This is a genomic window from Solibacillus merdavium, assembly GCF_014836935.1.
GTDB lineage: Bacteria > Bacillota > Bacilli > Bacillales_A > Planococcaceae > Solibacillus > Solibacillus ferritrahens.
Genome location: NZ_JACSPW010000011.1, coordinates 37747 through 52507 on the forward strand (window position 1 = coordinate 37747; position 14761 = coordinate 52507).

13 protein-coding genes are annotated in these 14761 nt (G+C 41.0%); 2 read left to right on the forward strand and 11 right to left on the reverse strand.

What is annotated here, in order from left to right; all coding sequences use genetic code 11:
- Positions 1 to 42: 42 nt before the first annotated feature.
- Together H9632_RS12290 and H9632_RS12295 are read right to left on the reverse strand one after the other, a co-directional pair.
- The gene (locus H9632_RS12290; protein ID WP_191704367.1) at positions 43 to 819 is read right to left on the reverse strand and encodes a TPM domain-containing protein; all 777 of its coding nucleotides are present in this window, start codon (positions 817 to 819) and stop codon (positions 43 to 45) included.
- A gap of 47 nt (positions 820 to 866) precedes the next feature.
- Positions 867 to 1454, reverse strand: a complete 588-nt coding sequence (locus H9632_RS12295; protein WP_191704368.1) for a LemA family protein — start codon at positions 1452 to 1454, stop codon at positions 867 to 869.
- Positions 1455 to 1548: 94 nt separating this feature from the next.
- Between H9632_RS12295 and H9632_RS12300 the strand changes: the two genes are divergently transcribed.
- Both H9632_RS12300 and H9632_RS12305 read left to right on the forward strand, forming a co-directional pair.
- A complete protein-coding gene (locus H9632_RS12300) occupies positions 1549 to 2160 on the forward strand; it encodes a spore coat protein (protein WP_191704369.1) in 612 nt (203 codons plus the stop codon).
- A gap of 184 nt (positions 2161 to 2344) precedes the next feature.
- On the forward strand, positions 2345 to 2521 hold the full coding sequence (locus H9632_RS12305) for a hypothetical protein (protein ID WP_008406370.1): 177 nt from the start codon (positions 2345 to 2347) through the stop codon (positions 2519 to 2521).
- Between the two features lie 131 nt (positions 2522 to 2652).
- On the opposite strand, the gene H9632_RS12310 is transcribed toward H9632_RS12305, so the two are convergent.
- The 9 genes from H9632_RS12310 to H9632_RS12350 form a co-directional block, all read right to left on the reverse strand.
- A complete protein-coding gene (locus tag H9632_RS12310) occupies positions 2653 to 3090 on the reverse strand; it encodes a nucleotide-binding protein (RefSeq protein ID WP_191704370.1) in 438 nt (145 codons plus the stop codon).
- A 442-nt stretch (positions 3091 to 3532) separates the two neighbouring features.
- Positions 3533 to 3745 carry a hypothetical protein gene (locus tag H9632_RS12315; RefSeq protein WP_191704371.1) on the reverse strand — a complete coding sequence of 71 codons (213 nt, stop codon included), beginning with the start codon at positions 3743 to 3745 and terminating at the stop codon, positions 3533 to 3535.
- Between the two features lie 19 nt (positions 3746 to 3764).
- Complete coding sequence (locus H9632_RS12320; RefSeq protein ID WP_191704372.1) at positions 3765 to 5246, reverse strand: NCS1 family transporter; 1482 nt, start codon at positions 5244 to 5246, stop codon at positions 3765 to 3767.
- A 117-nt stretch (positions 5247 to 5363) separates the two neighbouring features.
- Positions 5364 to 6647: an NAD-dependent dihydropyrimidine dehydrogenase subunit PreA gene (gene preA / locus H9632_RS12325; protein ID WP_191704373.1), complete on the reverse strand. Its 1284-nt coding sequence runs from the start codon at positions 6645 to 6647 to the stop codon at positions 5364 to 5366.
- A gap of 11 nt (positions 6648 to 6658) precedes the next feature.
- Entirely contained in the window at positions 6659 to 7996 is a 1338-nt protein-coding gene (locus H9632_RS12330; RefSeq protein WP_191704374.1) for an NAD(P)-dependent oxidoreductase, read from the reverse strand.
- 108 nt (positions 7997 to 8104) lie between these two features.
- Entirely contained in the window at positions 8105 to 9502 is a 1398-nt protein-coding gene (hydA, locus tag H9632_RS12335; RefSeq protein ID WP_191704375.1) for a dihydropyrimidinase, read from the reverse strand.
- Positions 9503 to 10127: 625 nt separating this feature from the next.
- On the reverse strand, positions 10128 to 11645 hold the full coding sequence (locus tag H9632_RS12340; protein ID WP_191704376.1) for a CoA-acylating methylmalonate-semialdehyde dehydrogenase: 1518 nt from the start codon (positions 11643 to 11645) through the stop codon (positions 10128 to 10130).
- A 15-nt stretch (positions 11646 to 11660) separates the two neighbouring features.
- Positions 11661 to 13016: an aspartate aminotransferase family protein gene (locus H9632_RS12345; RefSeq protein ID WP_191704377.1), complete on the reverse strand. Its 1356-nt coding sequence runs from the start codon at positions 13014 to 13016 to the stop codon at positions 11661 to 11663.
- A gap of 189 nt (positions 13017 to 13205) precedes the next feature.
- A complete protein-coding gene (locus H9632_RS12350; protein WP_191704378.1) occupies positions 13206 to 14747 on the reverse strand; it encodes a PucR family transcriptional regulator in 1542 nt (513 codons plus the stop codon).
- Positions 14748 to 14761: the final 14 nt, after the last annotated feature.

The window sequence follows — 14761 nt, forward strand, 5'->3', positions numbered from 1 at the left end:
ACCCCCTAAAAGAGTAAGATGCCCATAGACCACACTTAAATCCTAAAACTTCCTGCCTGCTCCGCCTCCGAATGATCCGCCACCGCCGAAGCCACCAAAGCCGCCGCCAGAAGAGCCTCTTCCTCCACCGAAACCGCCGCCGAATGCTCCCGGGAATCCGCCGCTTCGGTATACACGACGAGCTGTACGTCTGCGTCCACCTGGGCCTCCGCCACCACCGAACTTCGTAATGAGGTAATATAGAATGATGATAAAAATAATAAAGCCAATGGAAAGACCGTCATCATCACTCGATGAAACAGGCTTCACTAAATCGGCGCCTCCTGCTTCACCACCCATTTCCTCATAAAAAACAGAGAAAATATTTGCAAAAGCATTCGTATAATCCTCATTCTCTAAATAAGGCATCATATAATCATCAATCATACCGCCTAGCTTGCCGTCCGGGTAATCGCCCTCTAAGCCGCCGCCGACCGTAATCCATACATCATTTTCTCCTGGACCTTGCTCAGTCGTAGCAAAAATCAGCATCCCATTATCCTCGTTCGCACCACCGATTCCCCATTGCCGAATCGTTTCTGTTCCGAATTCATACGCATCCAGACCACCGATCGTATCAATGGTCATCATGACGATTACATTTCCTGTTGAACCTTCCAATGCTTTTGCCGACTGGATCAGCTGTTGTTCCACATCATCGGATAAAACATTCGCATAATCATAAACGTAAGAATTATAAGCTGGCTTCTCCGGTATAGCGGCCATCGCCTGAAGCGGAAAAGCCAGAAATAATATGAAAAGCGAGACAATCCATCTCATACGCAACCCCCTTTTTAGAAATTTCGAACCTTGCTCATAAAATTCTATTAATCAAAATCTACAGCCGGTGCTTCTTCCACACCTTCTTTAACTTCAAAGTAATCTTTTTGCTCAAAGCTGAACATCCCAGCGATTAAGTTTCCTGGGAATCGGCGCACAGTATTATTAAATTGCTGCACCGTGTCATTATAATCCTTTCGCGCTACCGCTAAACGATTTTCCGTTCCAGCCAGCTCATCCATTAAACGTGTAAACTGCACATCCGATTTTAAAGTCGGATAATTTTCAATCACTACTAATAATCGGGATAAAGCAGAAGATAAATCATTGTTTGCTTCCGCTGCCTCTCCAACTGTATTTGCATTGCCATATTGTGTACGGGCATTTGCAATTTGTGTAAATATCTCTTCTTCCTGCTTCGCATAACCTTTTACGGTATTCACTAAATTCGGTACTAAATCAAATCGGCGCTGCAACTGGTTTTCCACTTGCGCCCATGCAGCATCCACCGTTTCTTCCCCGGTCACTAAATTGTTGTATTTCGGTACGACAATCATTGCCGCAATGACAATGACAGCGATAATGGCAATGACCGTAATTAAACCGGCACTACCTCTTTCATTTTTTGAATACACTTACTTCATCCCCTCTTTTTAAAAAAATGCGTATAAAAATTTTGTTCAATTCCACAATAAGAGCGTACGAAATTCTTAATATGGAGGTTACTGAATGTTTACCCAATCATCCCAATCACAAGATAACCAAATGCCCTTCTCTATGAATCATGGTGCCCATGAATTACTGGATGTTCATGAAGTACTAAGCGCTATGATCGGCGGATTGAATCAATACGTTTTATTGCGTGACCAAATTCAAGATCCAGAGCTACTTTCTATTATGGATCGACAATACCCATTTATGCTAGACGAGTACAACATTACAATGGAAGCCTACAAAACAGGCCACGATCCAAAGCACCCAACACGCAGCTACAACATGCAGACAAATAATGATACAAATTACGGTATCAAACCAGGCGAGCCAAAAAAACCAATTACTTCTGCTAACGAAATTAATGACGCGATCATCTCAGGCTTTATGCTGAGCTGTCATAAAGCAGGCGCAGCAGGGAAAACGGCTGCAGCTTTAGAGTGTACAAACCCAGTAGTACGTCGTGTGCTACAGGACTCAGTACCAAACTGTATCGAAATGGCCTACGAATTATCTTTGTATCAAAACAAAAAAGGGTATTATCAAGTACCACAACTTTCGCAGCAGGATATGAATACGATGCTCAATATGTATGGCCAAGCAGAGCAAGCTAAAAATATGCCTAACTAATCCCTAATAAAGTATACGAATTAATTCTTCCAATAATTATTGGCTTTGAATTAATAATAATACATTTAAATTGTGGATTTCCAATATTTACTTGCACATATTAAAGAATATACTTCCGCGAACGAGCAAACACTAATATTGGTGTTGTGATCACCTAACCTACTACGATGAAGGAGGCGCTTTTATGAAAAATATTCGTGAAGGTTTAATTCCGACTGTACTTGGATCAGCTGTAACTGCAACAGGGTATGCGATGAAACAAAAAATCGGTACGAACAAGATGCTTGCCAATACCATTTTCGGTTTCGGTCTAGCCCATATTGTATTGGGTGCAATTGACCTTGTAGAACATCGTAAGTAGAAAGAGCAGGAATAACTGCTTTTAACGAAGAAGCTGGCTCAAAGGATAACCTTATTCTTTGCAGTCAGCTTTTTCTTTATATAAATAAAATACCCGACTTTCTATGCACTTAGAAAGTCGGGCAAGTTTTATTAGATCATTTTGTAGCCGCACTCCTCACAGAAATTTTTAGACTCATCGTAAAACTCGTTACAATTAGCACAGATAAACGTTTGCGTGACCTCAATAATATCTATAGATTCCCCAATCAACTCCTCTTCAACACCCGCTGCCTTACTACGATCATTTAATTCTTCAATTTCCTGTTCCAACAGTGCAACAGCCTTTTCCTTCGCTTCAATTTGCATAAGCTGATAATTCACCATACTCACTGAAAATAAACTATTTCGATTCAAATTAACGATTTCTCCGATTTCCTGTTTAAGCACCTTTATTTCTTCTTCAATAACTCCAATTTGCTTTCGCAGTTTAGAACGGTCGACAGCAAAAGACGTTTTATTGCTAAGTGTCGTGACTTTCTCATTCACTTTTTCCTTCCACTTTTTAAAAGTCCCTTTCTTTTCTCCCATAAAAGCCCTCCACTTCATTGAAAAATTTTCTTGAAATCAACTAGTGCATCCACTGTTTTTTTAAAATATGTATAAACATGTCGAAATATGCTTTTAGCAAATAAGGGGAAATTTTTCCGTTATTTAAAGGAAACGCAAATATCTAGCGAAAATAAGAGGAAAAATTTCCGTTATTATGAAAAAATCCTTCTATTTCAGCCTTAAACGAGTAAATAAAGGGAATTCCTTCCGCTATTTTGACCGTTTTTCAATGAAATCCCTAAATAAGGGAAATTTCTCCCGCTATTTCTATCCAAACCGCCGCCCTGCTCTTCCAGAGGCGCATCTCATTTGCAAATAAGGGGAAGTTTTTCCGATATTTTTATCCAAACTCCTCTCCCCGCACCTCCAGAATATAAAAAAAGCGCATCTCATTTAAGAAATGCGCCAAGCAATCACCTATTCAACTATTGATTTGTTCGTATAATTTACTTGAAAAATATTTCCGCGCATCCGCCATTTTAATATGCAGCATACGTTCTTCGTTGCTATCTTCATTAATAAAAGTAACGAAGGCACCTTCTAAATTTTCGTGTATGCTTTTAAAAATAAAATTATCGGCAAGTAATTCATCAATCTGCAAAATTTCTTTTGCCACAAATTCGAATTCTGACATCGTCGCACCCCATTTACGTTTAATCTGTAGAAGCTGTTTGTTGAACACCAATCGGTTCTGGCGTCACATCAATTTCCCAGCTGCGTCCTGCTGTAATGCCTAAATACTCCTCATCACTTGGATTCGTAATTTCAGCTTGCGGATACTTTTTGAACCACCAGAATTTCGCCAGCACATAATAGATTGCCGCCCCTACAAAGAAGCCGATTAGTGAAGAAAACGATGGCCAAATATTTGCGATTAATCCACCAAGTACCCAAGCGATAATTCCCGCTACATTGACACCTTTTAAATAACGATATTGTCCGTCTATCTCGTATAGATCCTTTACATTTACTCTTCGCTTACGAAGCAAATAGTAATCAGCAAACAAAATACCGACAATAGAGGATAGAATTCCACCAACAACTAGTAAAACGCTATTTAAAATATCAAACAAACTCCACGGTTGAACAACAGTCCCTACAATACCAGCAATGACTACACCTACCCAGAACGGTACTTTCGGGCCGCCGATATTCGAGAAGATCGTCGCCGCCGGAATAACGTTTGCGGAAGTATTTGTCGACCATTGAGCCAATACGATCATGGATAATAGCATGACAAGGACAATACCTCCTGCTGCTTGCTGAAGTGCGTTAACCGGGTCACCTGAACCAGTAGCCATATAACATACCGCGCCAATAACAATCATCAGCGTATTAAAAATAGGCTGAACAACGAGTGAACCTAATAACTGTGTTTTATTTCGTTTGAACCAGTTACGTTCATTTTTCGGTGCTTTAAAGTGACGTGAAAGTGTAGGCATATCTGCAGCAAGTGTAGCCCAGAAGCCCATAATTGCCATAGCGACAATCATAAATGCCGTAAACTGTTCAAAGCCTGTTTGTGGCGCTTCCACCCACGACCATACCGCTTTTCCTTGTTCCTTTGCTTCAGCCGATAGCTGCAAGTACATCCAAATCGAAATAAAGATGATGATTGGTGCAGCAAAATCAGCGAAACGCTCAATTGATTTAATCCCTAACGATACGTTGAATAACTGCAATGTCGCAAAGACAATAAAACACACAAACCAATTATCGAAGCCTATCATAATATTTAAAATTCCATTGATTGCAAGGGCTCCGAAGTACGTATTAATACCAAACCAACAAGATGCCGTAAATGCACGTGCAAATGAAGGAAGATGTGTTCCAATCGTTCCGAACGGTGCACGCATATACACAGGAAATGATAATCCGTGTTCTACACCGATATCACCAATAACGACCATAAAAATACCAATTAAAATCGATCCTACCAATGTCGCAAGGATAAGCATCGGCATACTTAAATTAATAATTCCGCCAGCACCTATCGCAAATGCGGCCAGTACAATAGCCATCCCTACCCAGATAACGCCAAAGCCGAGCACTCCAATACTGCGATTCTCATGTGAGACAGGAAGTAAATCAGGTGATTTTAAATAATTATTATTCGAGCTTTTTGGATTGGACATCGCTACACCTCTCATTATTCAATTTTTGGGCCCACAGGACGTGGTCAGGCAGCCGTTGTCGCACGATGCGACGCTGTTAGGCTGACATACATTCCTTTAAAAATATTTACCAGGGGACTACCTTGCAATACTTGAACTATTTGCTGCAAACCCCGAAATTAATGACTGTCTTTCGTTCCATGTCATTGGCGGCTGTGTATGCACTAATTCCTTCATCGTAATGGCACCTTCTGCCGGACATACGATTGAACATAAGTTACAGCCTACACAGTCTTCCTCACGAACTTTCAGCATCGGACGACCGTCTTCCGTATACAGATCGATACATTGATGAGACGTATCTTCGCAGGCAATATGGCACTTATTACAGTTAATACAAACATCATTGTTGATTTCTGCAACAACTTTATAATTTAAGTCCAGATCTCCCCAATCCGAGTATTTAGGAACTGTTTTTCCAACTAGATCCATAACAGACGCCAAGCCTTTGTCATCTAAATAGTTACTTAAGCCATCAATCATATCCTCTACAATGCTGAAGCCGTGGTGCATAGCTGCCGTACACACTTGCACACTTGTAGAACCCATCAGTATAAACTCAGCAGCATCCTGCCAGTTTGAAATACCGCCAATGCCTGAAATCGGTACATTGATATACGGATTTCTTGCACATTCACCTACCATGTTCAGCGCAATCGGCTTAACCGCTGGACCACAATAGCCTCCGTGAGCACCTTTGTTACCAACGTGCGGTATTGTATTCCAAGAGTTTAAATCTACTCCTGCCAAACTATTGATTGTATTAATCATACTAATCGCATCAGCACCGCCGCGTATCGCTGCTTCAGCCGTTACCGTAATATCAGTAATATTCGGCGTCAGCTTAACAATGACCGGTACTTGAGCATATTCCTTCGCCCAATACGTCTGCTTTTCCACCAGATCCGGCACCTGACCAGAAGCGGCACCCATGCCACGCTCGGCCATTCCATGGGGGCACCCAAAGTTTAATTCAAAGCCATCGACCCCGACATCTTGTACTTTTTTTACAATTTCATGCCACTTTTCAGCTTTCGGCTCGACCATTAATGAAGCAATGATCGCGTGATTAGGAAATCGTTTTTTCGTTTCATAAATTTCTTTCAGGTTCACTTCCAGCGGCCTGTCTGTGATTAACTCAATATTGTTGAACCCTGCCACTTTTTGACCATTAAAACTTACAGCTGCAAAACGGGAAGAAACGTTTAAAATAGGGTCCCCCAACGTTTTCCAAACAGCTCCACCCCAGCCTGCTTCAAAAGCACGTTGGACTTGATAACCCGAGTTTGTCGGTGGTGCAGATGCCAACCAAAATGGATTCGGTGACTTTATACCAGCAAAATTTATACTTAAATCAGCCATGTGAATACCCCCTATGCGATTTCTGAATTTGCATTTAGTTCATAATGAATTGCGTATGCCGAATCTTTCCCTTGCTGCGCTGCGGATACAACTGTCGCTTCACCGTACCCATTGCCGTAAATTACATCGCCGCAAGCGTAGATTTTCGGATTCGATGTCTTTAAGCTGTTCATCTCGACATCAATGACTCCACGAGTATTCGCCAACCCAAGATGCTCAATTAGCTCATACTGCTTCGCTTGACCAATTGCCCGAATGACAGCATCCGTTTCAATTACAAATTCAGACCCTGGAATCTCCGTTAACGTACCTTTTCCATTCTCGATATCCGTTAGCTTCATCTTAATGCATTCCAACCCGATTACTTTGCCGGCTTCGTCACCAATTACACGCTTCGGTAATGATAACCATCTAAATTCAACACCGTCTTGTTTAGCAAAATCATATTCAAAATCATAAGCCGTCATTTCTTTTGATGTACGACGGTAAACGATTTGAACTTGCTCTGCACCCAATCTAACTGAACACGTCGCCGCATCAATCGCTGTATTACCAGCACCAATCACGACTGCTTTTTTGCCTAGCATTTTATCTGTAAACGAAGCTTTCGACTCTTTCACAAAATCGATTGCATCATATACGCCTTCCAAGTGTTCACCCTCAATATTCAGCATCGGTACTTTCCCCATGCCAACAGCTACAATAATGCGGTCAAAATTTGCAAGGAGATCATCAACTAATACATCCTCACCGATTTTTGTGCTCGTTTTAATTTCAACACCAAGGTTTTGTACTTGCTGCACTTCCCACTCCACAACGTCCTGTGGCAGTCGGAATGAAACGATGCCGTAATAATTTAAGCCCCCTGCTTTTTCATCCGCTTCGTAAATTGTCACGCCATATCCTAATAACGCCAATTCACGTGCAGCAGATAATCCAGCTGGTCCACTTCCAATAATTGCTATTTTCTTACCGTTTGCAGGTTTTGGCGTAAACAGATTCACATCGGATTCACGAAGCCAATCTGTTGCATAGCGCTGCAGGTGACCAATTTGTATCGGCTTTTCCTCACTGTTCAACACACAAGCTCCCTCACAAAGCTCGATTGTCGGACATACACGTGCACAGCTCGCTCCTACTGGGTTCGCCTCCATAATGACACGAGCAGAGCCCTTCATATTATTCGAAGCAATTTTCTTTATAAAGCTTGGAATATTAATGCTTGTCGGGCACGCTTTAACACAGGGTGGATCGTAGCAATACAAACATCGATTTGCTTCCACGGTTGCTGCGTATGTTGTTAAACCATCAAATATTTCTTCAAAGTTTTTCGCTAAACTATTGCTCATTTCATAACAACCCTCTCCAGTTTGATTTGTTATTACTTTTTAAAGGCAGTTTTTTGAGTGAACTCAAAAAAATCTGGACGCAATTACACTGAGGCGTAATTGATTATGCTATGAAGTTACTTTAGTGGAGCTCTTCACTTCGCGGCGAATATACTGACCACTTCCAAGCTTGCCGACGAACTTTTTATCTTGAATAACATAGTCGCCGCGCACCAACACACTTGTTGGCTCACCCGTAATTTCCAGCCCTTCAAATGCGTTGTAGTCAACATTCATATGGTGCGTTTCTGCCGAGATTGTCCGTTTTGCTGTTGGATCGAATAATACGATATCGGCATCCGAACCGACCGCAATTGTTCCTTTTTTAGGGAACAGTCCGAAAATCTTCGCAGATTGCGTAGAAATCATGTCAACAAACTCATTTTCCGTAATACGACCTTTTGCTACGCCTTCCGAATAAAGTACAGAGAAGCGATCTTCAATAAATGGTCCACCGTTCGGAATTTTCGAGAAGTCATCCTTCCCTAATGTTTTCTTGCCATTAAAGCTAAACGAGCATTGATCAGAACCAATCGTTTGAAGCTGCTTGGCCTTCAGTGCATTCCACAATACTTCCTGATGCTCTACAGGACGCAGTGGCGGTGACCATACATATTTCGCCCCTTCAAAATTCGGCTTTTCCAATGCTGTTTGGTCCAACACTAAATATGGCGGACAAGTTTCACCTAAAACGTTGTAGCCTTTATTACGGGCAGAAATGATTTCATCGACCGCTTCTTTACACGTTACATGCACGACATAAAGCTGTGCACCTGCCAAATTCGCCAGCTCAATCGCACGCTTAGTCGCTTCACCTTCAACTTCCGGCGGACGAGTCAATGCATGATAAATCGGCTCCGTCTGTCCATTTGCCTTCGCCTCTTCTACCAGCTCATCAATTACAGAACCATTTTCACAATGCACCATAACAGTTGCACCTAATTGCTGCCCGACTTTAAATGCCTGGAACAATGTACGATCTGTCGCTTGGAATTCCTTTGCATATGCCAAAAACACTTTGATCGAGCTTATCCCACCCCGCTCTAGTGCTTCCGGTAATTCTTTTAAGCGCTGTTCATTTAAATCACCAATCATTAAGTGGAATCCATAGTCGATCACGGCCTTGTCCTTTGCCTTGCCATGCCAAGTATCAATCGCATCCATTAATGTCGGAGAGCCTGCACTAATACAAAAATCAATAATTGTCGTCGTTCCACCAAAAGCTGCTGCAATGGTTCCTGATTGCCAATCATCATCTGTTACCGTATTGTTGAACGGCATATCCAAATGGGTATGAGGGTCAATACCGCCCGGAAATAATAGCTTTCCTGTAGCGTCAATAATTTCTGCATCCACGTCTTGGATACTCGCTGCAATCTGCTTGATAACGCCATCCTCAATCAGCACATCACCTTTATACGTATCTGCAGCCGTAACAATTGTTCCCCCAGTAATGATCTTTTTCATAGTAAACCCTCCTATTTTTCTAGTAATTTAGCTAAGTTCCAGAAAGAACCGTTGAAACTCCTCTTTGCATTTTAGTCTGAATTTTCAATAAATTTAAGACGCAATGAGAGCAATTTAAGAATATTTAACTTCTAGGAAGCATATAATTAAATATATATTATTATATGTCAATATTTATAACATAATATTTAATTATTCTAAATAAAACTTTAAAAAGTTACTTCTCCCCTTCATATCATTAACTTTACTCGACAGTTGATTAAAAATTAATATACAAAAGGTAATTTTTCCACTAATCTTTTTAGACACAACGTAAAAAGCGAAAAGAAAAAGCTATTTTCATGTGACATTTTATGACATGATTCGCTATTTCCGCAAAAGAAAGATTTTCTAATAAACTTAAAAATATTCTAATATATTCTTATTTGTTCTAATATAAGTTTGATCTGCTAATAAAACCTCAAAATGTTCTAAAAAAGGTGCACATTGTTCTAAAATCCCCTCTCAACCTTCTAATATCCCACCCGCAATTTCTAATATCCCCCACAATTGTTCTAATAAATTCATTTACATATAAAAAACAGCCTGATCCATTTCCCGGAATCAGGCTGTTTCCCATATTATTTTAGTCGTTGCTCGGAAACGCGAATGTCGATGCAGTCGTTTCTGTCGTTTCCGGCCAGCGCTCGGATATCGTTTTCGTCTTTGTAAAGAATCGCGCCTGATCAGGACCAAACATGTGCCCTTCACCAAAACGTGACCCTTTAAAGCCGGCAAAGTTATGATAGCCTACCGGAATTGGAATCGGCACATTAACACCGACCATACCAACATCTATTTCCGTAGTAAATTTACGCGCTGCAGCACCATCATTCGTAAAGATCGTAACACCGTTTGCCAACTCCTGGTCGTTAATGAAATCAATCGCCTCCGAAAGCGAACCTACGCGCACAACATTTCGAGCCGGTCCGAAAACTTCCTGATCGCAAATATCCATCTCCTTAGTTACATTGTCCAATAGTGTTGGACCTACAAAGAAGCCTTCCGAGTCTTTCACAATATCCAATTCACGACCATCATTCACAACTGTTGCACCTTGCTGCTCAGCTAAATCAATCGCTTTTAAAATACTTTCTTTGGACTCTTTCGAAATTACCGGTCCAAAATCCGTCCCTTCCTCTGTGTAGCTGCCAACTTTCAACTTACTTATTTTGTCTTTTAAAATCGCTACTAATCTATCAGCTGTTTCTTCACCAACCGGCACAATAGTAGAAATTGCCATACAACGCTGAGAAGCCGCGCCGTATGCAGCACCAATAAACGCGTTCGCCACCTGCTCTAAATCTGCGTCTGGCATGACAACCATATTATTTTTTCCGCCACCTAGAGCCGTGACACGCTTACCATATTTAGCACCTGTTTCGTAAATATATTTAGCTACCGGAGTTGACCCAACAAATGAAATTGCCTGCACAGTCGGGTTTTCTAAAAGCTCATTTACCGCTTCTTTACTCCCGTTCACTACTGTCCAAATGCCATCCGGTAAGCCTGCCTTTTTCCATAGTTCACTTACAAATAGCGAAGTCATCGGCACCTTTTCGGAAGCCTTTAAAATGACTGCATTCCCAACAGCAATCGCCATCGACGTTTGCGCCAGCGGTACCATGATCGGGAAGTTAAACGGTGAGATAGCAGCTACGACACCTAGCGGATACTTCGCCGAGTAGGCATTAATTTGACCGCCAACATTGACCGAATACTCCCCCTTCACAAGGTGAGGTGCCCCGATCGCCAAATCGACAGACTCCAATGCCCGCGTCACTTCCCCGCGCGCGTCTTCCAACGTTTTACCGCTTTCCGTACATATAATATCCAACAGCTGCTCCATATTTTCCGTAATTAAATAGCGGAAGCGCATTAAAACTTCAGCTCGCTTAGCAACAGATAAATCTCTCCACGCAGGAAAAGCCGCTTTTGCCGCTGCAATAGCTTCACGTGTTTCTTCGGCTGTTGCAATCGGTACTTCAGCAATCACCTCGCCGGTAGTTGGATTGTAGACTTTTGAATAGCTTCTGCTTTTTCCCTCGACTAATTCCCCATTTATAAAATGCGTTAATCTTTTTACCGAAACTGCTTCTGTCATTATGAATGTCCTCCTCTATTTAATGCTGTTTAATGCCTCTATCAATGTCGTTGCAATAAAGTCCTTTTCCTCTAACGTAATGGAAAGCGGTGGTGAAAGTGTTAATACATTATTGAAGTCCGCCACTGTCACACCATTTTTACCGATAATAACGCCCTTTTGCTTACAATAGCCAATAACCGCATTGACCTTATTGATATCTAGAGGCGCCTTCGTTTCTTTATTTTCAACAAGCTCGATTCCTATCAATAAACCTTTACCTCGAATATCCCCAACGTAAGGATGATCACTTAAATTTTCCGTTAAAGTTGCTTTAAGTGATTCCCCAAGCATAGTAGATTGATCAAATAGATTTTCGCGCTCCATTATTTCAATATTTTTTAAAGCGACCGCACAAGCTACCGGTGAACCGCCGAATGTATTAACGTGACGTAAAAACTCGTAGTCCCCTTCAGCTACAAACTGCTCGTAAATTTCGCGACGGATGGCAGTAGCGGATAATGGCATATACGCACTTGTCAGCCCCTTTGCCATCGTGACGATATCCGGCTTAATTCCGTAGTTTTGGAAGCCAAATGCTTTCCCAGTTCGCCCAAATCCGCAAATAACCTCGTCAATAATGAGTAACGCACCGTGCTTTTTACACACCTCCTGAACACCCTGCAAATAGGCCTCATTCGGGACGATCACCCCGCCACCAGTTATGATTGGCTCCATAATAACAGCGGCAATCGTTTCAGACATTTCCCATGTCATCACCTGGTCCAGGTTTTTCACACTTGGCAATGTCGTTGGATCTTCACCGTTCATTTCTTCCGGATTGCGGTATTGGTCAGGTGGTGCTACATGCAAAAATCCTGGAGCAAGTGGCTCATATTTATATTTACGCTGTGCCTGCCCTGTAGCCGCTAAAGCACCCATTGTATTCCCGTGGTACGCACGATAGCGGGAAACAATTTTATAGCGATTCGTTTCACCTTTTTGCTGATGATATTGTCGTACTACTTTAAATGCAACCTCATTTGCTTCTGAACCACTGTTGGAGTAGAAAACGACATATTCATCGCCAAGCAGCTCGCTAATTTTCTGGCTTAGTAAAATTGCCGGAGTATGCCCATATGTGAGCGGTGTATAGGAGTTTTTAAGCATTTGCTCATAGGCTACTTCTGCAATTTCCTTGCGCCCATAACCAATATTCGTACACCATAGCCCCGCCATCGCATCCAAATATTTATTGCCATCGATATCCGTCAGCCAAGCCCCTTCCGCTCTATCCACAATAAACGTTGCATCCGGGTTATAAGGTTTCATCGAATGCCATACACGCTTCTCGTCATTTGCCTTCCAGTTATACTCTACATATTGGCTCATGCATTTCCCTCCTAAATTTCAGAACTTACCTCTATTTTCGCTTATCGAACTTATTAGGGCACTATACATTGTGTAAAATGGTTTTTTGCATCCACTTCACATTAAGGTAATTAGTTGGTTCATCATTAGTAGGTTAGAATGGTGTCTATGTAGTACGATCCCCCGGGAAAAAACGTCACATCCGCAAGATTAGGTGACTTTCATCCCCTCATAATAATTATGCTTTGTCATCAATAACATGAGTTCCAAACATAAACGATTTTCATAATTCATAAAATCACTACCAATAATCTGCTCCACCTTTTCAAGACGGTGATACAGCGTTTGACGCACAATAAATAATTTTTCGGCTGTTTCCTTTTTCAATCCATTGCACTGAAAAAAGATATCTAATGTTTGAATTAAGTTCGTATTGTGCTTGCTGTCGTAATGACTCAACATTTCAATCTTTTCCTTGGCGGCCTGCATTAAACTATTGTTATTTTGTAAAACCTTTACCATATGATAAAGAAGCAGTTCATCATAGAAATAGGAAAGCTCCATATTCTTCATCCGTATTTGAAGCGTCTCCTGTGCAGTTTGATAGCTTTCCTTTAATTCATTGTAATGGGAAACATATTTGCCTACCGCAATGAGCGTATCTAGCCTGTACTGATTGATAAGTTCATTCATAGCTCGCTTCATTCGCTCTTTATACGTATCTGCCTGTCCTAAATCATTCAGTATAAATATTAAATACTGGGACTGCTCCACGATAAAAGTGTAAAAGCCCTCCTTTTGCAGAGCCTGACGGAGATTCATTTTATAATTAGTCAAATCCTGTATAATATTCTTTCTTCGCATCTGATGAATCATAACCATCCAACCGCTTTTCTTTAACTTTTGGTCTGATTCTTCAATAAAATAAAGCATTTCATCATCGCTGTTTTTGCCTTCCAGCCATTTCTCGAAAAATTTCCGATTTTCACTTTCAAGCTTTTCTTCAATATATAAATCTCTTAAGACAAACTGAGACAATGTAACGACTGTACGATCCAAAATTAATAAATCCAATTCTGTTATTTCCCTTTTCTCAGAATAGATATGAACCGTTCCATACACTTGGTCAAATAAAGTCATTTCAAGACTTGCTTTATTCTTACTGCTTAGACTATTAATGTAATATTTATAATTTTCAATCTTTTTATCCGGGATTGCGAGGCTTGTTCCTTTATTTACCTCAAAGTAAGTATTCACATTTAAATACTTTTGCATGTACTGCAGAATTTTCGCTTTGTCATTTACCTTCAAAACATAGTTGTTTATTTTTTGGGAATATTCCTCCAGCTGCCTCAATATATCGTATTGCTGATGGATAATTGCTGTATGCAAATCCTGCGTAATTCCTATAAACGGCACGATTTCCTGAAAAACGATAAGAGGAAAATCCAGACTATTCGCTAAATTTATGACACTTTCCGGTACGACCTGAATATACATCCCGAGTTCAATGCACAGTCCTGCTACTTCCAGATCGCTAAGCTGTTGAACAAAATTTAAAAACCCTTGCTCGTTGTCCTTTAAAATAACGCCCGTTGTTAAAATAAGCTCATTCCCTTTAATTAGCTGCTTCACATCGATAACTTCCAATATATGAATCCATTTTATAGCATGATTTAAACCTGTTTGACCTGCAACAACTTTGGCAGATTCAAAGTATTTTCGATTTAGAACTTCTCTTACAGTTATCATAGGCAGCCTCCTCT